A 26,111-nucleotide genomic window follows, 5' to 3' on the forward strand; every position below is an offset into this window, starting at 1 on the left:
TACCGCTGGATTGGCCCGTCCTCCAGAGGCCTTCGGCTGTTGTCGGCGATCAGCTCGGTGGCCGGAACGGCGGCCACGTCCGTGGTCAGACTCCCGTGGTCAGGCTCCCGGGGTCACAAGCCGCGCCTCGTACGCGAAGACCGCGGCCTGGGTGCGGTCGCGCAGACCGAGCTTCACCAGGACCCGGCTCACATGGGTCTTCACCGTCGACTCGGCCACCACCAGATGCTCCGCGATCTCCGCGTTGGACCGGCCCTTCGCGACCAGCACCAGCACCTCGTTCTCCCGCTCGGTCAGCTCGTCCAGCCGCTCCTGCGGGCCCGGCCGCGCCGCACCCGGCAGGACGGACTCGCCGAGCTGCGAGAACGTCGCGATGAGCCGCTTGGTGACGGTGGGCGCCAGCAGCGCCTCCCCCGCCGCCACCACCCGCACCGCCTCGCCGAGCTGACGGGCCGAGGCGTCCTTGAGCAAAAAGCCGCTCGCCCCGGCGCGGAGCGCCTGATAGACGTACTCGTCGAGGTCGAAGGTGGTCAGCACCAGGACCTTGGCCTCGGCGTCCGCCGCCACGATCTCCCGCGTCGCCTCCAGCCCGTTCAGCTCGGGCATCCGGATGTCCATCAGGACCACGTCCGGGCGCACCGCAGCGACCTGGGCGATCGCCTCACGGCCGTCGACCGCCTCGCCGACGACCTCGATGTCCGGCTGGGCGCCCAGCAGCACGGAGAAGCCCTCGCGGACCATCACCTGATCGTCGACGATCAGCACGCGGATGGCCGTCATGCCGTTGGCTCCGTCGCCGTCTCCAGAACCGCCGTCTCCGGAGCAGCCGTCTCCGGGTCCGCCGTCTCCGGAACCGGGATGAAGACGGTGATCTCGTAGCCGCCGTCCTCCTCCCTCGCCCCGGCCCGTATCTCCCCGGCCCGTATCTCCCCGCCCAGCATCGTGACCCGCTCCCGCATGCCGAGCAGCCCGTGCCCCATGCCCGGCGAGGGCGGCACCGCCTTGGTGGGCGGCCCGTTGACGATGCGCAGCCCGAGGCCGCCCAGCACATACGACACCTCGACGCGCGCCGAGGAACCCGGGGCGTGGCGCAGCGCGTTGCTCAGCGCCTCCTGCACGATGCGGTACGCGGACAGCTCCACGCCCTGCGGCAGCGGGCGCACCGCGCCGGTCGTGACGTGGTCGACCGACAGGCCCGCCGCCCGCACCCCCGCGATGAGGCCGTCGAGCGCGGCCAGCGTGGGCTGGGGCGCCTCGGGGTCGGTGCCCGTGGCGATGTCATCGGCCCGCACCACGCCGAGCACCCGGCGCAGCTCGTTGAGGGCGATCACCGCGTTCTCCCGGATGGTCGCGAAGCTCCTGGTCAGCTCCTCGGGCGGGTTCTCCACCCGGTACGGGGCCGCCTCCGCCTGGATGGCGATGACGGACATGTGGTGCGCGACGACGTCGTGCAGCTCCCGCGCGATGGTCGCGCGCTCCTCCAGCGTGGTGCGGCGGGAGCGCTCCTCGACGGTCACCGACTCCTGCACCGCGATCTGGCGCTTGCTCTCGCGCTGACTGCGCACGCTGACGACGGCGCAGAGCACCAGGCCGGAGACCAACAGCACCAGGAAGGTGTCCGGGGAGACATACGGGGGTGGGTCGCTGACGTACTCGGCGACACCCGCGAGAAGGGCCGTGAGCAGCCATATCTCGACGGCCGCCCGGGGACGCGACCGGACCGCGACCATCACCATCACCAGGACGTGGGAGATGGCCAGCGGAATGGGCCACGGCCAACCCACCGTCGGTTCCAGGGGCAGCAGTTCCAGCCCGACCACGGCGCTCGCCCCGAACGACAGCCACCAGGCGCCGACCGGCCGGAGCAGTGTCAGCAGCAGCGGCACCCCGCTCAGCAGGGCCAGGACCAGGCTCATATCGTCGGACACCATGAAGACCGACTGCGCCATGACGTAGAACGCGGAGGCGGTGAGCGCGGTGTGCGGCAGCCAGCCCGCGTATCGCCGGGCCCGCTCCGGGAACCGGCGCATCAGCGGATTCCCGGAATCCAGCGGCGGCAGCGGACGGAGGGCGAACGCGTCGTTCATCAAATCTTGCCGCAGGCCTGCCAGCGCACTGCGGGCGATGCGGAGTTCGGTCCGCGGGATCGTCTGGGTCACGTCTCACACCGTAGAGAGCGCTGCGGCCCAGCGTCGTCCCCACAGATAGTGATTGTCCGGCGTCCCTCTCAGGTACTACGGGTGTGATGGCCCCGCGCCGATGCGGGCGATCTCGTCGGCGACCGTGCGGGCGGCGGCGGTGGCCGGGTCGATCAGCGGAAAGTGCCCGGCGGCGGCGATACGCACCACCCGCGGCGGCTGCCCGGCGACCGCCCCGGCCGCCGCGAAGGAGTCCGCGACCTGCGGCGGAACGTCGACGTCCGTGCCGCCCTGCACCAGGACGGTGGGCACGCCGGTGGGCAACAGCGCGGCGGGATCGGCGAGCGGCAGCCGGGCGGCGATCCGGTCGCCGAGCAGCTGGTCGACGGCGTCCGAGCACACCCGCAGCGCGCGGGCGGCGGTGAGATCCGCGATCGGGGCGAGCGCGACGACGCCGCAGAGCGGGGGCGGCGTGGTCAGATGCCACCGGGTGCCCGGCGGCATGCGGTGCCGGGCCGCCGCCCACAGCACGGCGTGCCCGCCCGCGGAGTGCCCGGCGAGCACGACGCGCTCCGCGTCGACCCCACCGAGCCCCAACTCCCGCACGAGCTGCGGCACCCGGTCCACCACGGCGGCGATGTCATCGAAGGTCTCCGGCCACCGGCCCGCCAGGTGCTGCGCCCCTGGCGGGTGTTCACGGTACGGCTCGCCGCCGCCGTCGTTCTGGTCGCCCGGCGCCCCGGCGGCGTCCTGCCCGGCGCTGGCCGCGGACCCTCCGTCCGTGCCCTGAGGGACCTGGCCGAGGCGTTCGTCGTGCGGCCCGACGGCCGCCGCCCCGGCATCACAGCCACCGGAAACCGCCGATCCGCCGTCGGCGTCGCCGTCCCCAGCGGTCGACATCCCCGCGCGGTCCTGCCCAACTCCGGCACCGCCGTCCGCCGCCGCGCCGCGGCGGTATTCCGGCAGGGCCACCGCCAGGCCGTGGCTGGCCAGGTAAGCGGCGAACGGGGTCAGGTGGTGGCGGTCGTAGGGGGCGCGCCAGGCGCCGCCGTGGAAGAGGATGACCAGGGGGGCGGCGGGGCCCGAGGGGTCCCGGGGGAGGTGGAAGTCCACCACCTGGTCCGGGTGTTCGCCGTACGCGGCCGTCGCGTCGGGCGCCACCGGGGCGTGGCCGAAGAGGGACGCCTCCTCGGCGGCCGCGTCACGGCTCATCGGTCAGCCCACCTCGCTCCGCAGGTCGTCCAGGACCTCGGCCAGCACCCGCGCCGCCCGCTCCACCTCGGCAAAGCCGGTGTAGAGCGGGGTGAAGCCGAAGCGCAGCACGTCGGGGCGGCGGAAGTCGCCGACGACACCGCGCCGGATCAGTTCGGCCATCGCCGGGCCCGCGTCGGCGCAGCGCAGCGCGATCTGGCTGCCGCGTTCCGCGTGGGCGGCCGGGGTGACGGACTGGACGCGACCGGCCGGGACGTAACGCTCGACGCACCGCAGGAAGAAGTCCGTCAGGGCCAGGCTCTTCGCCCGTACGGCCTCGACCGGGACGTCGTCCCACACCTCCAGCGCGGCTTCCAGCGCGAGCATGGAGAGGATGTCGGGGGTGCCGACGCGGCCGCGCACCGCGCCCTCGGCGGGGGTGTAGGCGGGGGTCATGCCGAAGGGGTCGGCATGGGAGTTCCAGCCGGGGAGCGGGGAGTCGAACCGTGGCTGGTGCTCCCGCGCCACGTACAGGTAGGCGGGCGCGCCCGGGCCCCCGTTGAGGTACTTGTACGTGCAGCCGACGGCGAGGTCGACCCCGTGCGCGTCGAGCCCCACCGGCAGCGCGCCCGCGCTGTGGCAGAGGTCCCAGACGGCGAGGGCCCCGGCCGCGTGGATGGCGGCCGTCGTGCCGGGCAGGTCGTGGAGGCGGCCGGTCCGGTAGTCGACGTGGTTGACGAGCGCGACGGCGGTGCGCGGCCCGACCGCGGTCGGTACGTCGCCCGCCGCCACGGCCCGCACGGTGCAGCCGGTCATGCGGGCGGCGGATTCGGCGATGTAGCCGTCGGTGGGGAAGGTGGACTCGTCCACCACGATCTGGTCGCGGTGGGCGCCGCGCTCCTGGGCGATGCGTACCGCCGCGACGACCGCCTTGAAGACGTTCACGCTGGTCGAGTCACCGACCACCACCTGTCCTGGGGCGGCGCCGACGATCCGCCCCACGCGGTCGCCGATCCGCTCGGGGGCGGTCCACCAGCCGCTCTCGTCCCAGGAGCGGATGCGCATCTGCCCCCATTCGCGGGCCACGACGTCGGCCAGCCGGGCGGGGACGGCGCGGGGCAGCGCCCCGAGCGAATTGCCGTCGAGGTAGACGGTCTCGGTGCCCGTCTCGTCGTCGAGGGCGAAGGCGTCGCGCTTGGCGCGGAGTTCATCGGCCGCGTCGAGCGCGTCGGCCTCGGCGGTCAGCTCCTTGGGGAGCGTCGTGTCAGACATGGCTGCGCGCCGTCCACAGCTCGGGGAAGACGTTCTTCGCGGCGCGCTTCTCCAGCCAGGCGACCCCGGCGGAGCCGCCCGTTCCGGTCTTGGCGCCCATCGCCCGCCGGGTGGCCACCAGATGGTCGTTGCGCCAGCGCCACACCAGCTCGGCGACCTCGGTCAGCCCCTCGCCGAGCCGGATCAGCTCGTCCTCGCTCGTGCCGGAGTAGATCTCCTGCCACACCCGCTCCACCCCGGGATCCGGTTCGTACCGGCGGGTGGGGTCGCGGTCGAGCGCGGCGGCGGGGATGGCGTGGCCGCGGCGGGCCAGGAAGCGCAGCACCTCGTCGTAGAGGCTGGGCTCGGTCAGCGCCTTCTCCAGCTCCGCGTACTCGCGCGGCGCGCCCCGGTGCGGGACCAGCATGGACGCCGACTTCTCGCCGAGCAGGAACTCCAGCCGCCGGTACATCGCGGACTGGAAGCCGGAGCCGTCGCCGAGCGCGGAGCGGTAGGCGTTGAACTGGCCGGGCGTGAGGTGCGCGAGCGGCTTCCAGGACGCGTTCAGCGACTCCAGCTCGTACGTGGAGCGCTTGAGGGCCGCCATCGCGGTGGGCAGGTCGTCTTCGCGCAGCGCCTGCGCGGCGGTGTGCCACTCGTGGACGATGACGGTGAACCACAGCTCCATGACCTGGGTGGTGACCAGGAAGACCATCTCGCCGGGGTCATCGGAGAGCGGGTGCTGGAGGTGGGTGAGAACGGACGCCCGGACGTAGTCCTCGTACGGGGTCGTGCCCTGGAAGTCCAGATGGGGCGCGTCCGACTCACCGTCGGACGGGGCGCCACCGGACGGAGCGCCACCGGACAGGACGGCGCCGTCGGGGACGGCTTCGTCGGGGGCGGATTTCGGGGCAGGCTGCTGCGACATCGCATCTCCTGAGGTACTGCTCGCCACCGGGTAGCGGTCCGCCCCATCCCTTCGGTCTCGGAGCCCCGGTCCCCTCAGGGGCCACTTCAGTGGTCCCTGCCCGCATCATGCGTGCCGCGCGCGCCGCTCGCAAGTGCGCTCCGCACCCGCACACCGGAGCGCGACGGGCCTGCCGGCGCGCGAACGCCCCGGCAGGCCCACACCCCGGGAGGGGTCAGGAGAGCGTGTCCGCCGCGGTCGGGGAGCTCTCACGCAGGAACGACGCGCAGCGCTCGTACTCCTCCTGCTCACCGATGGACTGCGCGGCGCGGGCGAGCGCGTGCAGGGCGCGCAGGAAACCCCGGTTGGGTTCGTGCTCGAAGGGGACAGGGCCGTGGCCCTTCCAGCCACTGCGCCGCAGCGCGTCCAGGCCGCGGTGGTAGCCGGTGCGGGCGTACGCGTACGACTCGACCACCCGGCCGTTCTCGAACGCCTCGTCGGCGAGCTGGGCCCAGGCGAGCGAGGAGGCCGGGTACTTCGCGGCGACCTCGGCGGGAGCCGCACCGGACGCGAGCAGTTCCCGCGGCTCGGGGTCGTCGGGCAGATGGGTCGGGGGCGGTCCCCCGAGCAGATTCTCGTGAATGGCCATGGGTTCCAGTCTGCCGGACCGCTCCCCCCGCCCGCCGCCCCACACCAAGGTCCACTGCCGCGAGGCGCGTGATCAGGCCGGGGGCCGACGCGGCCGCTCGCCCGGATCCAGCGGCGGGGCGCCCACCCCGCAGTGATACGCGCACTCGGGACGGCAGGGGCGCTCCCCCGCCGCCTCTTCCCCGGGCTCCGCGGGCTCCCCGGGCGCCGCGCCCCCGGCCCGCTCCAGCGCGTCCGCCCGTACCGCCCGCCAGGCGATGAGCGCGCCCAGCACCAGCACCGCCGCGCAGATCGGCATCGCCCGCCGGAAGGCCGCCGAGAACTGGTCCGCCGACCGGTAGGCCTCCGCGCCCATGCCCGCCAGCAGCGGCAGCGCCGCGACCGCCACCAGGCCCGCCGCCCGGGCCGCCGCGTTGTTGATGCCGCTGGCCAGGCCCGCCCGTCCGACGTCCACCGAGGCCAGGACGGTCGCGGTGAGCGGGGCGACGAGCACCACCATGCCCAGCCCCATCACCACCAGCGCGGGCAGCACGTCGCGCCAGTAGACGGCGCCCACCCCGGCCCGGGTCATCAGCAGCATTCCGGCCGCGCACAGCAGCGGCCCGACGGTCAGCGGGATGCGCGGGCCGATGCGCTTGCCCAGCTCGCCGGAGCGGGCCGACAGCAGCAGCATCAGCAGGGTCGTCGGCAGCAGCGCGGTTCCGGCGGCCAGCGCGGAGTAGCCGACGACCACCTGGAGGTTCAGCACGACCAGGAAGAAGAAGCCGCCGAAGGCCGCGTACACGCACAGCGTCACCGCGTTCACGGCGGTGAACTGGCGCGACGAGAAGATGGTGAGCGGCAGCATCGGCTCGGGACGCACCCGCTCCGCGTACACGAAGGCCACCCCCGCCAGCAGCCCGGCCACGGCGGGCAGCACCACGGAGGGCGACGCGCCCCGCTGCGGCGCGGCGATCAGCGCGTACGTCACCAGGCCGAGCGCGAGCGCGCCGAGCACCGCGCCCAGCACGTCGAACCGGCCGTGCGCCCGCGGATCCCGGGACTCCGGTACGTGCCGCAGCGCGACCGGGACGCAGACGGCCGCCAGCGGCACGTTGAGGAAGAACACCCAGCGCCAGCCCGGGCCGTCCACCAGCCAGCCCCCGAGGAACGGCCCGATCGCCGCCCCCACCCCGCCGAACCCGGACCACAGCCCGACCGCCCGGGCCCGGTCGTCGGGGTGGATGACCGACTGGATCAGCGCCAGCGAACCGGGGGTGAGCAGCGCCCCGCCGATGCCCTGGAGGGCGCGGGCGGCGATGAGCACCCCGGCGTTCGGCGCCATCCCGCACAACAGGGACGCGAGCGCGAACCACACGATGCCGACGATGAACACCCGCCGTCGCCCGAAGCGGTCGCCGAGCGCCCCGCCGAGGAGGATGAGCCCGGCGAGGGTGAGCATGTAGGCGTTGACGGTCCACTGGAGGACGGCGAGATCAGCGCCGAGGTCGAGGCCGATGCGGGGCAGGGCGACGTTGACGACGGTGCTGTCGAGCAGCGCCATCGCGGAGCCCAGCACGGTGGTGAGCACGACCCACCGCCCGGCGGCGGTGGAGAGCCGTACCGCGGTAGGAGGCGCGTTGTCGGCCATACCTGGATCATCCCCGCGCCACCCGCGAGCGGCCAGCCCACGGACACGCTCCAGAAAGGGCACGGGCCCGGGGCCCCGCCGTGACGGCGGGGCCCCGGGCCCGGGAAAACGGCGCCGGTTACTTCAGCTTCGTACCGGTGGACCGCAGGTTCGCGCAGGCCTGCGTGACGCGCTCGGCCATGCTCTTCTCGGCCACCTTGCCCCAGCTGCGCGGGTCGTAGACCTTCTTGTTGCCGACCTCGCCGTCGACCTTCAGCACACCGTCGTAGTTGCGGAACATGTGGTCCGCGATCGGCCGGGTGAAGGCGTACTGGGTGTCGGTGTCGAGGTTCATCTTCACCACGCCGTTCTCCAGCGCCGTGAGGATCTCCTGCTCCGAGGAGCCGGAGCCGCCGTGGAAGACGAAGTCGAACGGGTCGGTCTGGCCGGACTTCGCGGCGATGCCGTCCTGCAGCTGGCGCAGCAGCTCCGGGCGCAGCACGACGTTGCCCGGCTTGTAGACGCCGTGGACGTTGCCGAAGGAGGCGGCCAGCAGGTAGCGGCCCTTCTCGCCCAGGCCCAGCGCCTCGGCGGTCCGCTCGACGTCGGAGACGGTGGTGTACAGCTCGTCGTTGATCTCGTGCGAGACGCCGTCCTCCTCGCCGCCGGTCGGGGTGATCTCGACCTCAAGGATGATCTTGGCCTTGACCGCCTCGGCCAGCAGCTCCTGCGCGATGCGCAGGTTGTCGTCCAGCGTCTCGGCGGAGCCGTCCCACATGTGGGACTGGAACAGCGGGTTCTGCCCGGCGGCGACGCGCTCCTGGGAGACCGCGAGCAGCGGACGCACATAGCCGTCCAGCTTGTCCTTCGGGCAGTGGTCGGTGTGCAGCGCGATGTTGACCGGGTACTTCTTGGCGACGACGTGCGCGAACTCGGCGAGCGCGACCGCACCGGACACCATGTCCTTGCTGTACTGGCCACCCAGGAACTCGGCACCACCGGTGGAGATCTGGACGATGCCGTCGCTTTCCGCCTCGGCGAAGCCCCGCAGCGCGGCGTGCAGCGTCTGCGTCGAGGTCACGTTGATCGCCGGGTAGGCGAACTTGCCTGCCTTCGCCCGGTCGAGCATCTCGTTGTAGATCTCAGGGGATGCGATGGGCATCTGTCCGCTCCTTGTGATGTGCGGGTGAGGTTCTTGGCCCTGACCTAGGGGGAGTCCTGCGGCGACGTCATCGTCGCGGCCATCCTCCCAGACTCCGTCGATTGCTCCACCCGGCGCTCGCGGGGACCACACGGACGGGGGTGGGTGGTTTCACGTGAAACCAGATCAGCTCAGGCCGAGGTCGGTCAGCGAGTACGCCGGTACGTAACGCAGCCCGGCGTCCGCGATCGCGGGGGCGGCCCCGCGCTCCACGATCGTGGCGACCGCGACGACCTCGGCGCCCGCCTCACGCGCCGCCTCGACGGCGGTCAGCGGCGAGCCGCCGGTGGTGGAGGTGTCCTCGACCACCAGCACCCGGCGGCCCGCGATGTCCGGGCCCTCGATCCGCCGCTGCAGACCGTGGGTCTTCTGCGCCTTGCGGACGACGAAGGCGTCGAGCCCGCGGCCCCGCGCGGCGGCCGCGTGCAGCATGGACGTGGCCACCGGGTCGGCGCCCAGGGTCAGGCCGCCCACCGCGTCGTAGTCCAGGTCGGCCGTGGCGTCGAGCATGACCTGCCCGACCAGGGGCGCGGCCTCGGCGTCCAGGGTGATCCGGCGCAGGTCGATGTAGTAGTCGGCCTCCTTGCCGGAGGAGAGGGTCACCTTGCCGTGGACCACGGCCTTGTCCTTGATCTGCTGCAGCAGGGCGTCACGCGCTTCGCTCATGCTCACGAGCTTAGGCGGTGCCCTTCGCGTGCGTTACGCCAGCTCGCGCCAGCTCCACGTCATGGAGATCTCCAGCGGGTCGATGGGCGTGACCAGGCGGGGAAGGGTGTTCAGACCGTTCGGCGGTCCGGACTGCGGCTCGACGCACACCGCCTCCGGCTGCTCGTCGTAGAGCACGACCCATTCGCTGCGGCTGGTGACCTTGAGTTCGATCCGCTCCGGCCAGGTCAGCGTGACATCCACCCCGTCCGGCATGCCGAAGCAGTCGTCCCACGGGCCGGGGCGCGGCGGAACGCGGTGGCCGGTGGGGAGGTGGTTCTCGCCGCGCTCCTCCTGCCACTCCGCGGTGAAGGACAGCTCGACGTCGGCACCGCCCTCGCCCAGGTTGCGCAGGAACCACGGGTGCCACCCGGCCTGCGCCGGGAAGGAGTCGCCCTCCGTCTCCACGCTCATGGTGACGGTCAGCGCGTCCGCGGTCAGGTCGAAGCGCTGGGTGACCCGGCCCTGGTACGGCCACGGGTCGGCGAGGTCGTACGTGAAGACCGCGCTGTCCGGACCGGTGCGGACCGTGCTCCAGGCGAGGTCCCGGCCGGTGCCGTGGATCGCGTGCGGCGGGGAGTTGACGGGCAGCTGGTGGCTCCGGCCGCCGTCGCGGAACCGGCCCAGCTCGACCCGGCCGCACCAGGGCACCATCGGGAAGGACCCGTACCGCGGGCCCTGCCGCAGCAGCTCCGTGCCACCGATGCGCAGCGAGCCGATACGGCAGCCGTTCTCGGGCGAAACGGTCAGCTCGGCGTCCCCGGCGGTCAGCCGGACGCCCTTGGTCTCCGTAGTCTCTTCGGTCACGCCCCGACCCTATGCGCAGGCGCTCGGCGGCGGCGACCGATCAGCCGCGTACAACCGCTCAGCCGCGGCGACCGGTCATGAGCGACGAGCCGTCACCGGCGGCGGCGCAGCACACGCCGCCCGACGACGACGGCCGACGCGAGCACCACGGCCGCCGCGGGCGCGGCCCAGCGCAGCGCGGCGCCGGTGGACCCGGCCTCGGGCGCCGGTACGGGGGCGTAGCGGCCGCGGGGCGGGGCGTGGTCGACCTCCTCGGTCGAGCGGCCGATCATGGTGCGGCGGGCGTGCGCGGCCTCGGCCGGGGGCTCGTCGTCGTCCAGCCCGCCCAGCTCGGCGAGCGCGCTGACGTCGTCCACCGAGACGACGTCGTCGAGGTCGCCGATGTCGTCCACGTCGACGTCCTCGGCCTCCTCGGGCTGATCGGCGGCGTCGGTACGCAGCGGCAGCTCCGCCTCGGCGAGGGGGTCGTGATCGGCGGGCGGGGTGATCGGGGACGCTTCGAGACCGGACGCCAGCGCCGCCCCGAAGCGGTCCAGCATGCGGCGGGCCACCGTCTCGGTCGCTTGCGCGTCGAACTCGGCCAGCCGCCCCTCGCTGCGCACGGTCCCGGAGCAGCGCAGCCCCGTACCGCCGCCGTCCACGGCCCGGGGCGTCAGGGTCAGCGCGAGCTTCACCGAGCCGCCGCCCCGCGCCTCGGTGCCCTCGCCCTCGACCTCCACTCCGTCGCCGCGCTCCGTGACGCGCAGCGCGCCACGGTAGGTGATGGTGGATCCGCCGATGCGCAGCCGCAGCCGCCCGGCGAGCGGACCCGCGTCCTCATCGGCGTCCTGCTGGAGCCCGGGAACGCAACGGGCGATGCGGTCGGGCTCCGAGAGCGCCTGCCGGACGGTGTCGACGGGAAACGGAACGAACACCTCATGCTCCATAGCTCAAGACACTACCCATCGCGCGTTCACTGAGACCCCATCCCACGCAACTTTCGCCCCTGACGAATCGATCCCCCGGGACGTCAGGCCCCGTAGCGGGGGTGCATGAGGGTCGACGGCGGAAGACGCGGCTCACGGCTCCGTCCGGCCGCGCGCCGCGCCGCGTCCAGACCGGCCGGGGTGAGCGAGCGCGGGCGGGGGCCGTGGGGGTCGAGGGCCAGCGGGACGGGGGCGCGGGCCGCGAGCAGGAATCCCCAGTCGCGCGGGCCGCCGGGCGCCGTCCCACCGCCCGCCCGCTCGCCGCCCGCCGGGCGCGCCGCCACCACGTACGGCACCGTCCGCAGCCCCACCGACCGCATCGTCGCGTCCACCGTCCAGTACGCGCGGGGCCGCGGGCCCGCCTCCCCCGCGTGGACGGCGAGCCGGCCTCCCGGGGCCAGCACCCGTTCCGCGAGGCCGTAGAACTCCTGGGAGTACAGCTTGGTGCTCGGCGTGAGGCCCGGGTCGGGCAGATCGCACACCACGACGTCGTACGCGGCGCTCCGGCGCAGCCAGTCGAAGGCGTCCGCGGTGACCACCCGGACCCGTGGATCGCGGTAGGCGCCCGCGTTGAGCGCGGAGAGCCCGGGGTCGCGGCGGGCCAGCCGCACCACCTCCGGGTCGCGCTCGACGATGGTCACCGACCGGACCCCGCCGTACCGCAGGACCTCGCGGGCCGCGAGCCCGTCGCCGCCGCCCAGCACCAGGACCCGGCGGTGCGGTCCGGCCGCCATCGCGGGGTGGATCAGCGCCTCGTGGTAGCGCATCTCGTCGTGCCCGCTGACCTCCAGCCGCCCGTCGAGGAACAGCGACAGCGGGCGCCCGTGGGTGCGGCCGCCGGTGAGCACGACCTCCTGGACCCCGGTGCGCACCGCGACGCGCACCTCCGGCCCGTACACGGCCTGCCGGGCGGCCCGTTCGAAGGAGGGGGTGAGGATGGCGCCCGCCGCCAGCAGGCCGAGCACCAGGGCGTTGACGACGATCAGCGCCCACCGGGACCGTGCGCTCAGATCGCGGCGGAACAGCCACAGCACCAGCGCCCCGCCCGCGACCGCGTTGACCGCGCCCGTCACCAGCGCGCCGGTCAGCTGGCCGAAGGCGGGCAGCAGCAGGAACGGGAAGGCGAGCCCGCCGACCAGCGCGCCCACGTAGTCGGCGGCGAACAGATCGGCGACCGCGCCACCCGGGTCCTGCCGCCGCACCCGCTGGATGAGCGTCATCAGCAGCGGCACCTCGGCGCCGATCAGCACGCCGATCGCGAACGAGAAGCCGACCAGCGCGGAGCGCGACTGCCCCCACCACGCGAAGCACGCGTACAGGGCCATCGCCGAGCAGCCGCCGAGCAGCGCGAGCACCGCCTCGACGGCGCCGAAACCGGCCGCGGCGCGGCAGCGCAGCCGCTTGGCGAGCAGGGAGCCGACGCCCATCGCGAAGACCATCACCGACAGGACGACGGAGGCCTGGGTGACCGAATCGCCCACCAAGTAGGAGGCGAGGGCGACGAGTTCGAGTTCGTAGACGAGTCCGCAGGCGGCGCAGACGAAGACGGTGACGAGGATGAGGAAGCGGCCGAACCCGGCCCGTACGGGCAGCCGCACCGGACTCTCAGGCTCCGGCGCGGGCATCGGGGATTCGGTCACGAACGGAACGCTACGTTACAAATCACCCACGCCTGGTCACCCACAAGGGTGTACTGACTGCCGCTCATCCGTACACCGCATCATCCGCACACCGGATCTACGGGCGGCCGGAGCGGCATCGGTATGGACGTCACGCCCAGGCAGGTACGGGTGGTGACGAGCCGCCCCTCCTGCGGATACGCGTGCCAGGTACGCCACCCCACCGTGCCCTCGTGCCACTGCGCGAGCAGCGCGGTGAACGCGTGGGGGCTGCCGGGGAACGTCCCGGCCAGACCGTGCGGATGGTCGGCGACCAGGGCCAGTAACTCCTGGGCCCGCCCGGCGAACGACCCCTTCGACAACTCCTCGACGCGCGCCGCGAATTCGTACTCACGGCCGTCGACGAGGGTGGAAACCCCCAGCGGAAGCGGGGTGCTGCTGCCGGACATACAGGCGACGGTCTCCGAACAGCGCCCGTCCTCCGCCTCGAGGAGGACCTGGTGCGAGGCCCCGAGAAGCCTCAACTGCACCGCGAAACCGTGAAGTCGGAGGTCGAGCACGGCCAGGGCCGGAAGCGGTTCCCGCCCCAGGGACCAGGCCAGGTCATCGGCACGGGTGTCGGTGTAGGCAGTCTTGAGGGTCGTGAGCATGGGTCGGCTCCGCAAGCACGCAGGGGAAAGGTGGGCCGGCTCGCCCCGCGGTGGTCCAGGGGTATGCGGATACGCCGGCTCGTGCCCACGTGGGGTCCGTAGGGCGGTGGTATACGGAATCATGAAATGGTCGACGCCACATCGTTTTTACCCACCTTCGCCGGGTTTCCACCCCCTAGGGCGGTCCCCCGTCCAAGTGTTCAACACAGCTGCGCCCGGCGCACGTTGGCGCGCCGGGCGCATTCGCGGGGCGGTTCCCCCGAGGGGCGGCTCAGGAACCTCCCCCGCAGCCGCCGCCACCACCGCCACCGCCGCCACCGCCACAGCCCCCTCCGCCGCCGCAGCTACTGCTGCTGCCACCGCAGCTGCTGCCGCCGTGGTGGTGGCCGCCCCCGCAGCCACCGCCGCTCGAACCACCACTGCCGAGCCACCAGCCCCCACCGGCGCCGCCGGACGACCCCGTCCCGTAAGCCCCCCGGCGCTTCCTGGCCTTCCCGGCGCTCAGTGCCGCCACCGCCATGACCGCGAAGACCACGACGACGAACACGATGACAAATCCCATGGGGTCCTCACTCCTTCCATCCCCCGTAGCGAGCCCCCGTAGCGAGGTACCGCTCTGTCGTGTCTGACCAGCTCCTGCCCGGGTTCGTCCCCCGCAAAAGCCGAGTTGAGCAAGTCCAGAGGTTCGATGGGGAGTAAGCCGCGGCTCACAGCCGCCGCAGTCGCGCCACGGCCTCGCGGAGGACGTCCTCCCGCTTGCAGAAGGCGAAACGGACCTGGCTCCGCCCCGCGTCGGGGTCGTCGTAGAAGACGGCGTTGGGGACCGCGACCACGCCGCAGCGTTCCGGAAGGCTCCGGCAGAGGGCGATGCCGTCCTTCTCGCCGAGCGCGGCGGCATCGGTGGTGATGAAGTAGGTGCCCTGCGGACGGAAGACCTCGAAGCCCGCTTCGGTGAGCCCGTCGGCGAGGATGTCGCGCTTCGCCCGCAAGTCCTCGCGGAAACCGGTGAAGTAGCCCTCCGGGAGGCTCAGCGCCTCCGCCACCGCGTACTGGAACGGGCCCGCGCTGACGAAGGTGAGGTACTGCTTCGCGGTGCGGACGGCCGTCACCAGCGGCGCCGCGGCCGTCACCCAGCCCACCTTCCAACCGGTGAACGAGAACGTCTTCCCCGAAGAAGAAATGGAGACGGTCCGCTCGCGCATCCCGGGCAGGGAGGCGAGGGGGATGTGCTCGCCGTCGAACACCAGGTGCTCGTAGACCTCGTCCGCGACCACGAGGAGGTCGTGCTCGACGGCGAGGGAGGCGATGGCGGTCAGCTCGTCGCGGGTGAGCACCATGCCGGTCGGGTTGTGCGGGCTGTTGAGGAGCAGCAGCCGGGTGCGGGGCGTGATGGCGGCGCGCAGGGCGTCGAGGTCGGGGCGGAAGCCGGGGGCGCGGAGGGTGAGGGGGACGCGGGTGGCGCCCGCCATGGCGATGCAGGCCGCGTACGAGTCGTAGAACGGCTCGAAGGCGATGACCTCGTCGCCCGGTTCCAGGAGAGCCAGCATCGACGCCGCGATGGCCTCGGTGGCGCCCGCGGTCACCAGCACCTCGGTGTCGGGGTCGTAGGACAGGCCGTAGAACCGCCGCTGGTGCTCGGCGATGGCGGTGCGCAGCTCGGGGACGCCCGGGCCCGGCGGGTACTGATTACCGCGGCCGTCGCGGAGGGCGCGTACGGCCGCCTCGCGGACCTCCTCGGGGCCGTCGGTGTCGGGGAAGCCCTGGCCCAGGTTGATCGCGCCGGTGCGCACGGCGAGCGCGGACATCTCCGCGAAGATCGTCGTGCCGTGCCCGTCGAGCCTGCGGTTCAGCAGCGGCCTGCCGCCCATGTCTCCACCATTCCCTCTGCCGGATTCAGCGATCGTCCACTGCCCATCTTCGCCGAGGACGGGCGGCCGGAGGAGGTGTGGCCAGAGGGAGGTGCGGCAAGAGGGAGGTGTGGCCGGATACGGCAAGAGCCCGGTGGCGCGCCGTCGTCCTGACGGGCGGCGCGGTGGCCGGGCTCTTGTCGCTGTGTGCTGCTGTGCCTGCTGTACCTGTCTTACGCCGACCGGACCGGGTCAGGCCTCGTCGTCGCCCGGCTTCTCGTCGCTGCCGGACTCGGCGTCGGTCTCCAGACCGAGCTGCTCGACCAGCCAGCGGTCGAACTCGATCGACGCCCGCACCCAGCTGACCGTGCTGGATACGAAGTGCTCCAGGCTGACGCCGGTGCCGATCAGCATCTGCGCCTCACCGATCAACCGGACCGTGCCGTCGTCATTGGTGTGGCTGTAGACCTTGGGCCACAGGGTGCGGCGGTTCCAGTCGTCGATCACCTCGAGCAGCTGCGGCTTGACTTCGATGCCGTGCGGCCGGTCGTAGAACGTCCGGACGGAGAAGACCTGCTGCTCCTCCTCACCGCGGAACATGAAGTAGGTGCGGAACTGCTCCCACGGCGCCGCGAGGTCTCCCTCCTCGTCGACGACGTACTTCAGCTCCATCTGCTCCAGAAGCTGCTTGACCAGATCCTGGTCGGGCAGCACGGGGCCGCTCGGACCCGCCGGTTCGGGCTCGGGCTGGCCCCCGAAATTCGGAATCGAGGACGGGTCGATGCTCACCGTGGATTTCCCTTCGTATGGATACCGCCATCCTCCCTCACACCCGCCCCCGCCGTGCAACCCTGACCGGACCTTTGCGCGATCAAGACAGGGGCCGGGCGGGGCGGGGCGGTCACCGCGCCGGCCCCACCAGGAGGCCGTCTCCGGTCCGCTCGACCCGGACCGTGTCGCCGTCCCGCACCTCGCCGGAGAGGATCTCCCTGGCCAGCCGGTCGCCGATCGCGGTCTGCACCAGGCGGCGCAGCGGGCGCGCCCCGTACGCCGGGTCGTTGCCCTCCTCGGCGAGCCAGGCCAGCGCCTCCGGGGTGACCTCCAGGGTCAGCCGCCGCTCGGCGAGGCGCCGGGCGAGCGCGGCGATCTGCAGCTCGGCGATGCGGGCCAGCTCGTCCTGGCTGAGCGCGGAGAAGACCACCAGGTCGTCCAGCCGGTTCAGGAACTCCGGCTTGAAGGAGGTGCGGACCGTCTCCAGGACGCTCTGCTTCTTCTCCTCCTCGCCGAGCAGCGGGTCCATCAGGTACTGGCTGCCCAGGTTGGAGGTGAGGACCAGGATGGTGTTGCGGAAGTCCACCGTCCGGCCCTGGCCGTCGGTGAGCCGCCCGTCGTCCAGCACCTGGAGCAGGATGTCGAAGACCTCGGGGTGGGCCTTCTCCACCTCGTCCAGCAGCACCACGCTGTACGGGCGGCGGCGCACCGCCTCGGTGAGCTGGCCGCCCTCCTCGTAGCCGACGTAGCCGGGCGGGGCGCCGACCAGCCGGGCGACGCTGTGCTTCTCGCCGTACTCGCTCATGTCGATGCGGACCATGGCCCGCTCGTCGTCGAAGAGGAAGTCCGCGAGCGCCTTGGCCAGCTCGGTCTTGCCGACGCCGGTGGGGCCGAGGAAGAGGAACGATCCGGTGGGCCGGTCCGGGTCGGCGATCCCGGCCCGGGTCCTGCGTACGGCGTCGGAGACGGCCCGTACGGCCTCGGTCTGGCCGATCAGCCGCCGGCCCAGCTCGTCCTCCATGCGCAGCAGCTTCTGGGTCTCGCCCTCCAGCAGCCGTCCGGCCGGGATGCCGGTCCAGGAGGCGACCACATCGGCCACGTCGTCCGGGCCGACCTCCTCCTTGACCATGGTGCCGCGGTCCTCCTGCTGCACCTCCGCCTCGGCCTCCGAGGCCTCGGCCAGCTCCCGCTCCAGGGCCGGGATCTCCCCGTACAGCAGCTTGGAGGCGGTGCCGAAGTCGCCGTCGCGCTGGGCGCGCTCGGCCTGGCCGCGCAGCTCGTCCAGCTTCTCCTTCAGCTCACCGACCCGGTTGAGGCCCTGCTTCTCCTTCTCCCAGCGGGCGGTGAGGCCCCGCAGCTCCTCCTCCTTGTCGGCGAGGTCGCGGCGCAGCTTCTCCAGCCGCAGCTTGCTGGCCTCGTCGGTCTCCTTGGCGAGCGCCATCTCCTCCATCTTCATCCGGTCGACGGAGCGCTGCAGCTCGTCGATCTCGACCGGGGAGGAGTCGATCTCCATGCGGAGCCGGGAGGCGGCCTCGTCCACCAGGTCGATGGCCTTGTCGGGGAGGAAGCGGGAGGTGATGTACCGGTCGGAGAGGGTCGCGGCGGCCACCAGCGCGCCGTCCGCGATCTGCACCTTGTGGTGCGCCTCGTACCGGCCCTTGAGGCCGCGCAGGATCGCCACGGTGTCCTCGACGGTCGGCTCGGCGACCAGCACCTGCTGGAAGCGGCGCTCCAGCGCGGCGTCCTTCTCGATCCGCTCGCGGTACTCGTCCAGCGTGGTCGCGCCGACCATGCGCAGCTCACCGCGGGCCAGCATGGGCTTGAGCATGTTGCCCGCGTCCATCGACGAGTCGCCGCCCGCGCCCGCGCCGACCACGGTGTGCAGCTCGTCGATGAAGGTGATGATCTGGCCGTCGCTGGACTTGATCTCGGCGAGGACGGTCTTCAGCCGCTCCTCGAACTCACCGCGGTACTTCGCGCCCGCGACCATCGCGCCGAGGTCGAGCGCGACCAGCCGCTTGTCGCGCAGGCTCTCCGGCACATCGCCCTTGACGATGCGCTGGGCCAGCCCCTCCACCACGGCGGTCTTGCCGACGCCCGGGTCGCCGATCAGCACCGGGTTGTTCTTCGTACGCCGTGAGAGCACCTGCACCACGCGCCGGATCTCCTGGTCCCGGCCGATGACCGGGTCCAGCTTGCCCTCGCGCGCGGCGGCGGTGAAGTCCGTGCCGAACTTCTCCAGCGCCTTGTACGTGCCCTCCGGATCGGGAGTCGTCACCCGCTGTCCACCCCTGGCCTTCTCGAACGCGGCGAGCAGCGGCTTGGCGCTCGCCCCCTGCTGGTCGAGCAGCTCCCCGGCCTGGCCGCCCTTGGCGGCGACGCCGATCAGAAGGTGCTCGGTGGAGATGTAGTCGTCGCCGAGGTCCTTCGCGCGCTGCGCGGCGTCCACGAGGACCGCCTGCAGTTCGCGGCTGGCCTGCGGCGGGGCCACGGTGGAGCCCTGCACGCTGGGCAGGGCGGCGAGCAGCCGCTCGGCCCCGTTCCGCACGACGGCCGCGTCGGTGTCGACGGCGGCCAGCAGATCCATCACGTTTTCGTTGTCCTGCCCCTGCAGCAGGGCGAGCAGCAGATGGGCCGGGGTCAGATCGGCGTGCCCGGCGGACACCGCCCGGTCATTGGCCGCGCTCAGCGCCGCCCGGCTCTTGTTGGTCAGCTCGGCGTCCACGTCCCTGGCTCCTCCTCATCGCGCGGCGGTGGCCCGCAGTCCTGCCTGCACAACCAATCCTGCCCTGCATAACATGCGTAAAGTTGAGTCTATTCCACTCAACTGTGTCTCCGCCAGCGTTCTGGCCATAGGTTCCCCTCCATGGCCCTCGATCCACGCAACCCGGACCCCGCGTACCTCGCCTTCTGGCGCGAACGCCACATCTGCACCCTCACCACCCTCCGCCCCGACGGCACCCCGCACGTCGTCCCGGTGGGCGTCACCTACGACCCGGACGCCGGGATCGCCCGCGTCATCGCCAGCGGCCACAGCCGCAAGGCAGCCCACATCCGGGCGGCGAGCGAGTCGGCGGCCGGCGCGCGGGTCGCCGTCTGCCAGATGGCGGGCAAGCGGTGGGCCACCCTGGAGGGGGTCGCCCGGGTACGTACCGAACCCGAGCTGATCGCCGACGCGGAACGCCGCTACGCCGAACGCTACGAGCGCACGCCCCGCCCCAACCCGCACCGCGTCCTGATCGAGATCACGATCACCCGCGCGATGGGCCGGGGCTGAGGAGCGCGAGGCTCACCGCGGGTGGCGCCCCCAGGGGTGCCGGACCCTGATCCAGATGTCGCGCGCCCGGCGCCCGGCCTCGGTGCGGCTCTCCGCCACCGCCGTACGGGCCTCCTCCTCGGTCTCCACCATCGGGCCCGAACCGCGCAGCGGCTTCCCGGCCGTCTCGTACAGGAACAGGGCCGACACCAGGCCCACCACACCGGCCGCCATCAGGTAGTACGCGGGCACCAGCGGATCGCCCGTCGACTCGACCAGCGACGAGGCGATCAGCGGCGTCGTCCCGCCGAACAGCGACACGGACAGGTTGAACGAGATCGACAACGCGCCGTAGCGCAGCCGGGTCGGGAACAGCGCCGGGAGCGTGGCGGCCGTCGTGCCCGCGAACGTGACCAGCAGCAGCCCCAGCACCAGACAGCCGATCGCGGGCAGCAGGATGCCGCCCTCCTGGATCAGCAGGAACGCCGGAATCGCCAGCACGATCATGGCCCCGCTCCCGGCCATGAACATCGGGCGGCGCCCCCAGCGGTCGGAGGACCGCCCGACCGCGGTGATCGTCAGCGCCACCACCATCATCGTGGCGAGCACCAGCAGCTGCGCGGTGGTGGCGTTCTCGCCGAGCGTGGAGGTCATGTACGTCGGCAGGTAGGACGTCACCATGTAGTTGGTGACGTTGTACAGCAGGACAAGACCCATGCAGATCAGCACGGCCTGCCAGTGCCGGGTGAAGATCTCCTTCAGCCGCCCCTTGCCGGACTGCCGCGCCTCCTCCACCGGCGCCGTGCCGTCGCCGGCGGCCGCGGCCTTCGCCGCCTCGGCCGCCCGTTCGGCCTCCTGCTGGAACGCCGGGCTCTCCTCCAGCCGCAGCCGCATGTACAGCCCGATGATCCCGAGCGGCCCGGCGACCAGGAACGGAAGCCGCCAGCCCCAGTCCGTCATGCCGTCGTCCCCGAGCACCGCGGTCAGCAGCGTGACCAGCCCGGAGCCCAGCGAATAGCCGATGAAGGTGCCGAAGTCGAGCCAGCTGCCCAGGAAGCCGCGCCGCCGGTCGGGCGCGAACTCCGCGATGTACGTGGTCGCCCCCGCGTACTCACCGCCGGTCGAGAAGCCCTGCACCACCCGGCACGCCAGCAGCAGCAGCGGCGCGGCGAAGCCGATGGAGTCGTAACCGGGCAGCAGCCCCACCGCGAAGGTGCTGACCGCCATCATGATCATGGTGGTGGACAGCACCCGGCGCCGTCCGATGCGGTCGCCCAGCGGTCCGAAGACCAGCCCGCCGAGCGGCCGCACCAGGAAGGCGACCGCGAAGGTGGCGAACGTCGACACCACCTGCGCGGCCGGGGAGCTGGACGGGAAGAAGACCTTGCCGAGGGTGACCGCGACGTACGCGTAGACGCCGAAGTCGAACCACTCCATGGTGTTGCCGACCGCGGTGGCGGTCACCGCGCGCCGCAGCCGCGGCCGGTCGACGACCGTGACGTCCTCGTAAGCGAGCGACCGCTTGCGGCGGCGGAGCAGCGTCCGCAGCATGCGGTCGGTACGTTCGCTTCCGCCGCCTCTGGCCGGGCGGCCGCTCTTGTGCGGGGGTGTGGGGCCGGTACTCATTTCTTCCCTGCTGACGGATCCGGGCTGCTACGCGTTACCGGCACCCCACCTGCCGAAACCCGTGATCAGGGATCTGCCCCTTCCGTCCGCGCATAGGCCTCGGCCATCTCGCCGCCGGTGTCGTACACGACCACCTGCTCGTCGCCGACCACCCACGCGTCGTGGCCGGGCGGCACCACGAACACATCGCCGGGGCCGACCTCGCCCTCGGCGCCGTCGTCCATCCGCAGCCGCATCCGCCCCTGGACCACGATCCCGGTGTGGCGGACCTGGCAGCTCTGGGTACCGGCCAGCGGCCGGACCGACTCCCGCCAGCGCCAGCCGGGCTCGAAGGTGCCCACGGCGAAGTTGAGCCCCGTCAGGTGCAGCGTTTCCAGATGCCCACCGGGGAAGTCCCGCCGCTCATCCGGCTTGTCCAGCGTCTTGATCTCCAACATGTGCGGTACCTCCTCCCACACCTCCATGGTGCGCCCGCCCGCGACATGCCTCGCCACCAAACGACAGGCCCGGCGACCGTAGAGGTCACCGGGCCTGTCGCTCACGTGAAGGGAGACGCTAGTCCGCTCGCTTGCGCTTGGGACGCCAGACGACCAGCGCGCTGCCCTGGTGGACGTCCTGGTAGGGGACCAGGTCGCGACGGTACGAGGCGTGGACCTGGGCCTCGCGCTGCTGCATGGCGGCGGCCGCGCCCTCGACGGCCGACTGCAGCTCGGCCACGCGCGACTGCAGCGCGGCGACCTGGTTCTCCAGCTCGATGATGCGCTTGATCCCGGCGAGGTTGATCCCCTCGTCCTGGGACAGCTGCTGCACCTGGCGCAGCTGGTCGATGTCGCGCGCGGAATACCGCCGGCCGCGGCCGGCGGTGCGGTCCGGGGAGACCAGCCCGAGGCGGTCGTACTGACGCAGGGTCTGCGGATGCAGGCCGGAGAGCTGAGCGGCGACCGAGATGACGTACACCGGCGATTCGTCGGTCAGCTCGTACGGATTACGTGACCGGCCGGGTCCCCTGCCTCCGAGGCCCCCTCGGCCGTGCGTCTCCATTGGGTCATGCTCCCTTCGCGGCCTGGAACAGCTCCGCCCGCGGGTCCTCGCCCGCGGTCGCATCCCGGTAGGCCTCCAGCGCCTCGCGAGCCGAGTCGCTGAGGTCCTTCGGCACCGTCACCTCAACGGTGACCAGCAGGTCGCCGTGGGTTCCGTCCTTGCGCACCGCGCCCTTGCCGCGGGCGCGCATCGTCCGGCCGCCCGGCGTGCCGGCCGGCAGCTTCAGGGTGACCGGCGGGCCGCCCAGCGTCGGGACCTTGATCTCGCCGCCGAGCGCCGCCTCCGGAAGGGTGACGGGGACGGTGACGGTCAGGTTGTCGCCGCGGCGGCCGAAGACCGGATGCGGGTCCACATGGACGATGACGTAGAGGTCACCGGCCGGACCGCCGGTCTCGCCCGGGGCGCCCTTGCCGCGCAGCCGGATCCGCTGGCCGTCGCTGACACCCGCGGGGATGCGGACCTGCATGGTGCGGGCGGAACGAGCCCGTCCGCTGCCCTTGCAGGTCTCGCACGGGTCCTGCGCGATCAGACCGCGGCCCCGGCACTCCACGCACGGGTCGGTGAGCGAGAAGCCGCCCCCGCCGCCCCGGCTGACCTGACCGGTGCCGACGCAGGTCGGGCAGACCCGCGGGGTGCCGTTCTTGTCGCCGGTGCCGGAGCACGGCTTGCACGGGGCCTGGCTGGACATCCGCAGCGGAACAGTGGCCCCTTCGACGGCCTCGGTGAAGCTGAGCGTCACCTCGGACTCGACGTCCTGGCCGCGCCGCGGCTGGGTCCGGGTGGGCCCGCCGCGGTTGAACAGACCGCCGAACACGTCGCCGAGCCCGCCGCCGAAGCCGCCCGCTCCGCCCGCGCCACCGGGGCCGCCCTGGGCGCCACCGAAGAGGTCGCCCAGGTCGAAGTTGAAGCTTCCGGTGGAGCCCGCCCCGCCCGGCCCGGGGCGGAAGCCCCCGTTGCCGAACAGGGAGCGGGCCTCGTCGTACTCCTTGCGCCGCTTGGGGTCGCCGAGGATGTCGTTCGCCTCGGAGATCTCCTTGAAGCGATCCTCGGCCTTGGCGTCGCCCTTGTTGGCGTCCGGGTGGTACTCGCGGGCGAGCTTCCGGTACGCCTTCTTGATCTCCGCCTCGGTGGCGTCCTTGGGGACGCCGAGAACCTTGTAGTAGTCCTTCTCGACGAAGTCCTTGGTGCTCATCCCCGACGTCCCTCCTCTCCTGATATTCCTGCCGTCACCGTCGCGTCAGCCCTCTTCCGGGCCACCGCTCTCCTCGTCCGGCGCCGTGCCGTCGCCTTCGCCCGGGCCCTTGGGCGAGGCACCCGGCTGGGGCTCGGCGACCGCGACCCGCGCCGGGCGAATCGTTCGTTCGCCGATTCGATACCCCGGCTGGAGAATCTGCACGCACGTCGTCTCGGTGACATCCGGCGCGTACGAGTGCATGAGCGCCTCGTGCACCAGCGGGTCGAAGGGCTCGCCCTCCTTGCCGAACTGCTGCAGGCCCAGCTTCGCCGCCACCGTCTCCAGCGATTCGGCGACGGACTTGAAGCCGCCGACGAGTTCGCCGTGCTCCCGCGCCCGGCCGATGTCGTCGAGCACGGGAAGCAGCTCGGTCAGGAGGTTCGCGACCGCGACCTCCTTGACCTGCACCCGGTCCCGCTCGACCCGGCGCCGGTAGTTCTGGTACTCGGCCTGGAGTCGCTGGAGGTCGGCGGTCCGCTCGTTGAGGGCGGTACGCACCTGGTCCAGCTGCGCCTGAATGGCTACCTGTTCGATGTCCCCGGCCGGGGCACCCGGGCCCGCCTTGTCGGCGGACCCGGCGCCCTTTGCCGCGTCGTCGGGGGTCTGCGCGGCTTCGGAGGGGACGTCGGGCTGCTCCTCGAAGCCCGGGGTCTCCTCCGTCACGCGGCACCACCCTGGCCCTTGTCGGCCTTCTCGTCGTCGACGATCTCGGCGTCCACTACATCGTCATCGGCCTTGGCCTGGGCGCCCTCGGCACCGTCCGCACCGGCGGCACCGGCGGCACCGGCCTCACCGGCGGCGTCGGTGTTGGCGTACATGGCCTGGCCCAGCTTCTGGCTGACCGCGGCGACCTTCTCGGTCGCGGTGCGGATCTCGGCGGTGTCCTCGCCCTTGAGCTTCTCCTTGAGGTCGGTCACCGCTTCCTCGACCTCGGTCTTGACCTCGCCCGGGACCTTGTCCTCGTTGTCCTTGAGGAACTTCTCGGTCTGGTAGACCAGCTGCTCGGCCTGGTTGCGGGTCTCGGCGGCCTCGCGGCGCTTGTGGTCCTCCTCCGCGTACTGCTCGGCCTCGCGCATCATGCGGTCGATGTCGTCCTTCGGCAGCGCGGAGCCGCCGGTGACGGTCATCTTCTGCTCCTTGCCGGTGCCCAGGTCCTTCGCCGCGACGTGCATGATGCCGTTCGCGTCGATGTCGAAGGTGACCTCGATCTGCGGCACCCCGCGCGGGGCCGGCGGCAGGCCGGTCAGCTCGAACATCCCGAGCTTCTTGTTGTACGCGGCGATCTCGCGCTCGCCCTGGTAGACCTGGATCTGCACGGACGGCTGGTTGTCCTCGGCCGTCGTGAAGATCTCCGAGCGCTTGGTCGGAATGGTCGTGTTGCGCTCGATCAGCTTGGTCATGATGCCGCCCTTGGTCTCGATACCGAGGGACAGCGGGGTGACGTCCAGCAGGAGGACGTCCTTGACCTCACCCTTGAGGACACCGGCCTGGAGGGACGCGCCGATGGCGACGACCTCGTCCGGGTTGACGCCCTTGTTGGCGTCCTTGCCGCCGGTCAGCTCCTTGACCAGCTCGGCGACGGCGGGCATCCGGGTCGAGCCGCCGACCAGGACCACGTGGTCGATCTCGGACAGCGAGATGCCCGCGTCCTTGATGACGTTGTGGAACGGGGTCTTGCAGCGCTCCAGCAGGTCCGAGGTCAGCTGCTGGAACTGCGAGCGGCTGAGCTTCTCGTCCAGGTGCAGCGGGCCCTCGGCGGAGGCCGTGATGTAGGGCAGGTTGATGGTGGTCTCGGTCGAGCTGGACAGCTCGATCTTCGCCTTCTCAGCGGCCTCGCGGAGGCGCTGGAGAGCCATCTTGTCCTTGGACAGGTCCACGCCGTTGGCGTTGTTGAACTGCTTGACCAGGTAGTCGACGACGCGCTGGTCCCAGTCGTCACCACCGAGGTGGTTGTCACCGTTGGTGGCCTTGACCTCCACCACGCCGTCGCCGATCTCCAGCAGCGAGACGTCGAAGGTGCCGCCGCCGAGGTCGAAGACCAGGATGGTCTGGTCGTCCTTCTCCAGCCCGTAGGCGAGCGCGGCGGCGGTAGGCTCGTTGACGATACGCAGGACGTTGAGGCCCGCGATCTCACCGGCTTCCTTGGTCGCCTGGCGCTCGGCGTCGTTGAAGTACGCCGGGACGGTGATGACCGCGTCCGCGACCTTCTCGCCCAGGTACGCCTCGGCATCCCGCTTCAGCTTCTGCAGGATGAAGGCGCTCATCTGCTGCGGGTTGAAGTCCTTGTTGTCGAGGTTGACCTTCCAGTCAGTGCCCATGTGGCGCTTGACCGACCGGATGGTCCGGTCCACGTTGGTCACCGCCTGGCGCTTGGCCACCTCGCCGACGAGCACCTCGCCGTTCTTCGCGAAGGCGACGACGGAAGGCGTGGTCCTGGCGCCCTCGGCGTTGGTGATGACGGTGGGCTCACCGCCTTCGAGAACACTGACGACGGAGTTCGTCGTACCCAGGTCGATGCCGACCGCACGTGCCATTTCGGAATCCTCCAGCTACAGCATTGAGTGGAACAGACTCAAGCGTGCATGATCGACTTCTCGCTGTCAACAGACCTGAGTCGTCGCGACTCAACTTTTATTCGGGCCTTA

At 72.0% G+C, this 26,111-nt stretch carries 24 protein-coding genes; 1 reads left to right on the top strand and 23 read right to left on the bottom strand.

All coding sequences use genetic code 11. The features are described 5' to 3' along the window. Positions 1 to 99 precede the first annotated feature (99 nt). The 17 genes from ACZ6CL_RS30815 to clpB form a co-directional block, all read right to left on the bottom strand. A complete protein-coding gene (locus ACZ6CL_RS30815; protein WP_468941536.1) occupies positions 100 to 780 on the bottom strand; it encodes a response regulator in 681 nt (226 codons plus the stop codon). Beyond that, a complete protein-coding gene (locus ACZ6CL_RS30820) occupies positions 777 to 2,159 on the bottom strand; it encodes a sensor histidine kinase (protein ID WP_468941538.1) in 1,383 nt (460 codons plus the stop codon). The genes ACZ6CL_RS30815 and ACZ6CL_RS30820 overlap by 4 nt, the downstream gene beginning before the upstream one ends. A 75-nt stretch (positions 2,160 to 2,234) precedes the next feature. Further along, the gene (locus ACZ6CL_RS30825) at positions 2,235 to 3,350 is read right to left on the bottom strand and encodes an alpha/beta hydrolase family protein (protein WP_468941541.1); all 1,116 of its coding nucleotides are present in this window, start codon (positions 3,348 to 3,350) and stop codon (positions 2,235 to 2,237) included. 3 nt (positions 3,351 to 3,353) lie between these two features. Beyond that, a complete protein-coding gene (gene kynU, locus ACZ6CL_RS30830; RefSeq protein ID WP_468941544.1) occupies positions 3,354 to 4,601 on the bottom strand; it encodes a kynureninase in 1,248 nt (415 codons plus the stop codon). Then, entirely contained in the window at positions 4,594 to 5,508 is a 915-nt protein-coding gene (locus tag ACZ6CL_RS30835; protein WP_468941547.1) for a tryptophan 2,3-dioxygenase family protein, read from the bottom strand. Before ACZ6CL_RS30835 ends, kynU begins: the two co-directional genes overlap by 8 nt. Positions 5,509 to 5,722: 214 nt before the next feature. Continuing rightward, a complete protein-coding gene (locus ACZ6CL_RS30840; RefSeq protein ID WP_450881456.1) occupies positions 5,723 to 6,136 on the bottom strand; it encodes a DUF3151 domain-containing protein in 414 nt (137 codons plus the stop codon). 72 nt (positions 6,137 to 6,208) lie between these two features. Beyond that, positions 6,209 to 7,765 carry an MFS transporter gene (locus ACZ6CL_RS30845; RefSeq protein WP_468941551.1) on the bottom strand — a complete coding sequence of 519 codons (1,557 nt, stop codon included), beginning with the start codon at positions 7,763 to 7,765 and terminating at the stop codon, positions 6,209 to 6,211. A 118-nt stretch (positions 7,766 to 7,883) separates the two neighbouring features. Beyond that, positions 7,884 to 8,906 (bottom strand): class II fructose-bisphosphate aldolase, encoded by a 1,023-nt coding sequence (fbaA, locus tag ACZ6CL_RS30850; RefSeq protein WP_468941553.1) that lies wholly within the window; start codon positions 8,904 to 8,906, stop codon positions 7,884 to 7,886. 165 nt (positions 8,907 to 9,071) lie between these two features. Beyond that, complete coding sequence (gene pyrE, locus ACZ6CL_RS30855; RefSeq protein WP_468941556.1) at positions 9,072 to 9,611, bottom strand: orotate phosphoribosyltransferase; 540 nt, start codon at positions 9,609 to 9,611, stop codon at positions 9,072 to 9,074. Positions 9,612 to 9,644: 33 nt separating this feature from the next. After that, positions 9,645 to 10,457, bottom strand: a complete 813-nt coding sequence (locus tag ACZ6CL_RS30860) for an aldose epimerase family protein (RefSeq protein WP_468941559.1) — start codon at positions 10,455 to 10,457, stop codon at positions 9,645 to 9,647. Between the two features lie 92 nt (positions 10,458 to 10,549). Beyond that, positions 10,550 to 11,383, bottom strand: a complete 834-nt coding sequence (locus tag ACZ6CL_RS30865; RefSeq protein WP_468941562.1) for an SRPBCC domain-containing protein — start codon at positions 11,381 to 11,383, stop codon at positions 10,550 to 10,552. An 83-nt stretch (positions 11,384 to 11,466) separates the two neighbouring features. Beyond that, positions 11,467 to 13,047, bottom strand: a complete 1,581-nt coding sequence (locus ACZ6CL_RS30870) for a polyamine aminopropyltransferase (RefSeq protein ID WP_468941619.1) — start codon at positions 13,045 to 13,047, stop codon at positions 11,467 to 11,469. 95 nt (positions 13,048 to 13,142) lie between these two features. After that, positions 13,143 to 13,691, bottom strand: a complete 549-nt coding sequence (locus ACZ6CL_RS30875) for a DUF2617 family protein (protein WP_468941565.1) — start codon at positions 13,689 to 13,691, stop codon at positions 13,143 to 13,145. Positions 13,692 to 13,962: 271 nt separating this feature from the next. Then, positions 13,963 to 14,253 carry a hypothetical protein gene (locus ACZ6CL_RS30880; protein WP_468941568.1) on the bottom strand — a complete coding sequence of 97 codons (291 nt, stop codon included), beginning with the start codon at positions 14,251 to 14,253 and terminating at the stop codon, positions 13,963 to 13,965. A 145-nt stretch (positions 14,254 to 14,398) separates the two neighbouring features. Beyond that, positions 14,399 to 15,559 (bottom strand): pyridoxal phosphate-dependent aminotransferase, encoded by a 1,161-nt coding sequence (locus ACZ6CL_RS30885; RefSeq protein ID WP_468941571.1) that lies wholly within the window; start codon positions 15,557 to 15,559, stop codon positions 14,399 to 14,401. A 231-nt stretch (positions 15,560 to 15,790) separates the two neighbouring features. Continuing rightward, entirely contained in the window at positions 15,791 to 16,327 is a 537-nt protein-coding gene (locus ACZ6CL_RS30890; RefSeq protein ID WP_468941573.1) for a type III secretion system chaperone family protein, read from the bottom strand. Between the two features lie 112 nt (positions 16,328 to 16,439). Further along, positions 16,440 to 19,034 carry an ATP-dependent chaperone ClpB gene (gene clpB, locus ACZ6CL_RS30895; RefSeq protein ID WP_468941576.1) on the bottom strand — a complete coding sequence of 865 codons (2,595 nt, stop codon included), beginning with the start codon at positions 19,032 to 19,034 and terminating at the stop codon, positions 16,440 to 16,442. Between the two features lie 141 nt (positions 19,035 to 19,175). Between clpB and ACZ6CL_RS30900 the strand changes: the two genes are divergently transcribed. Further along, the gene (locus tag ACZ6CL_RS30900; RefSeq protein ID WP_468941579.1) at positions 19,176 to 19,586 is read left to right on the top strand and encodes a pyridoxamine 5'-phosphate oxidase family protein; all 411 of its coding nucleotides are present in this window, start codon (positions 19,176 to 19,178) and stop codon (positions 19,584 to 19,586) included. Between the two features lie 12 nt (positions 19,587 to 19,598). Here the strand turns inward: ACZ6CL_RS30900 and proP are convergent, their stop codons facing one another. The 6 genes from proP to dnaK form a co-directional block, all read right to left on the bottom strand. Continuing rightward, positions 19,599 to 21,116: a glycine betaine/L-proline transporter ProP gene (proP, locus tag ACZ6CL_RS30905; RefSeq protein ID WP_468941622.1), complete on the bottom strand. Its 1,518-nt coding sequence runs from the start codon at positions 21,114 to 21,116 to the stop codon at positions 19,599 to 19,601. Between the two features lie 140 nt (positions 21,117 to 21,256). Next, positions 21,257 to 21,628 (bottom strand): cupin domain-containing protein, encoded by a 372-nt coding sequence (locus ACZ6CL_RS30910; RefSeq protein ID WP_468941580.1) that lies wholly within the window; start codon positions 21,626 to 21,628, stop codon positions 21,257 to 21,259. Between the two features lie 118 nt (positions 21,629 to 21,746). After that, entirely contained in the window at positions 21,747 to 22,232 is a 486-nt protein-coding gene (locus ACZ6CL_RS30915) for a heat shock protein transcriptional repressor HspR (protein WP_468941582.1), read from the bottom strand. 4 nt (positions 22,233 to 22,236) lie between these two features. Next, entirely contained in the window at positions 22,237 to 23,424 is a 1,188-nt protein-coding gene (dnaJ, locus tag ACZ6CL_RS30920) for a molecular chaperone DnaJ (protein ID WP_468941585.1), read from the bottom strand. Positions 23,425 to 23,469: 45 nt separating this feature from the next. Beyond that, entirely contained in the window at positions 23,470 to 24,129 is a 660-nt protein-coding gene (gene grpE, locus ACZ6CL_RS30925) for a nucleotide exchange factor GrpE (protein ID WP_468941588.1), read from the bottom strand. Then, positions 24,126 to 26,000, bottom strand: a complete 1,875-nt coding sequence (gene dnaK / locus ACZ6CL_RS30930) for a molecular chaperone DnaK (protein WP_468941590.1) — start codon at positions 25,998 to 26,000, stop codon at positions 24,126 to 24,128. Before dnaK ends, grpE begins: the two co-directional genes overlap by 4 nt. Between the last annotated feature and the right edge of the window lie 111 nt (positions 26,001 to 26,111).

It is taken from the genome of Streptomyces sp. NPDC041200 (assembly GCF_055591805.1).

What these genes read in the sequence shown, in the direction of transcription:
- ACZ6CL_RS30815 (WP_468941536.1), bottom strand. Translation starts at nt 780, where the DNA reads ATGACGGCCATCCGCGTGCTGATCGTCGACGATCAGGTGATGGTCCGC.
- dnaJ (WP_468941585.1), bottom strand. Translation starts at nt 23,424, where the DNA reads ATGAGCACCAAGGACTTCGTCGAGAAGGACTACTACAAGGTTCTCGGC.
- ACZ6CL_RS30865 (WP_468941562.1), bottom strand. Translation starts at nt 11,383, where the DNA reads ATGGAGCATGAGGTGTTCGTTCCGTTTCCCGTCGACACCGTCCGGCAG.
- ACZ6CL_RS30845 (WP_468941551.1), bottom strand. Translation starts at nt 7,765, where the DNA reads ATGGCCGACAACGCGCCTCCTACCGCGGTACGGCTCTCCACCGCCGCC.
- ACZ6CL_RS30840 (WP_450881456.1), bottom strand. Translation starts at nt 6,136, where the DNA reads ATGGCCATTCACGAGAATCTGCTCGGGGGACCGCCCCCGACCCATCTG.
- ACZ6CL_RS30915 (WP_468941582.1), bottom strand. Translation starts at nt 22,232, where the DNA reads ATGGAGACGCACGGCCGAGGGGGCCTCGGAGGCAGGGGACCCGGCCGG.
- kynU (WP_468941544.1), bottom strand. Translation starts at nt 4,601, where the DNA reads ATGTCTGACACGACGCTCCCCAAGGAGCTGACCGCCGAGGCCGACGCG.
- ACZ6CL_RS30875 (WP_468941565.1), bottom strand. Translation starts at nt 13,691, where the DNA reads ATGCTCACGACCCTCAAGACTGCCTACACCGACACCCGTGCCGATGAC.
- ACZ6CL_RS30900 (WP_468941579.1), top strand. Translation starts at nt 19,176, where the DNA reads ATGGCCCTCGATCCACGCAACCCGGACCCCGCGTACCTCGCCTTCTGG.
- ACZ6CL_RS30870 (WP_468941619.1), bottom strand. Translation starts at nt 13,047, where the DNA reads ATGCCCGCGCCGGAGCCTGAGAGTCCGGTGCGGCTGCCCGTACGGGCC.
- ACZ6CL_RS30885 (WP_468941571.1), bottom strand. Translation starts at nt 15,559, where the DNA reads ATGGGCGGCAGGCCGCTGCTGAACCGCAGGCTCGACGGGCACGGCACG.
- fbaA (WP_468941553.1), bottom strand. Translation starts at nt 8,906, where the DNA reads ATGCCCATCGCATCCCCTGAGATCTACAACGAGATGCTCGACCGGGCG.
- ACZ6CL_RS30880 (WP_468941568.1), bottom strand. Translation starts at nt 14,253, where the DNA reads ATGGGATTTGTCATCGTGTTCGTCGTCGTGGTCTTCGCGGTCATGGCG.
- ACZ6CL_RS30825 (WP_468941541.1), bottom strand. Translation starts at nt 3,350, where the DNA reads ATGAGCCGTGACGCGGCCGCCGAGGAGGCGTCCCTCTTCGGCCACGCC.
- ACZ6CL_RS30910 (WP_468941580.1), bottom strand. Translation starts at nt 21,628, where the DNA reads ATGTTGGAGATCAAGACGCTGGACAAGCCGGATGAGCGGCGGGACTTC.
- ACZ6CL_RS30835 (WP_468941547.1), bottom strand. Translation starts at nt 5,508, where the DNA reads ATGTCGCAGCAGCCTGCCCCGAAATCCGCCCCCGACGAAGCCGTCCCC.
- pyrE (WP_468941556.1), bottom strand. Translation starts at nt 9,611, where the DNA reads ATGAGCGAAGCGCGTGACGCCCTGCTGCAGCAGATCAAGGACAAGGCC.
- dnaK (WP_468941590.1), bottom strand. Translation starts at nt 26,000, where the DNA reads ATGGCACGTGCGGTCGGCATCGACCTGGGTACGACGAACTCCGTCGTC.
- proP (WP_468941622.1), bottom strand. Translation starts at nt 21,116, where the DNA reads ATGCTGCGGACGCTGCTCCGCCGCCGCAAGCGGTCGCTCGCTTACGAG.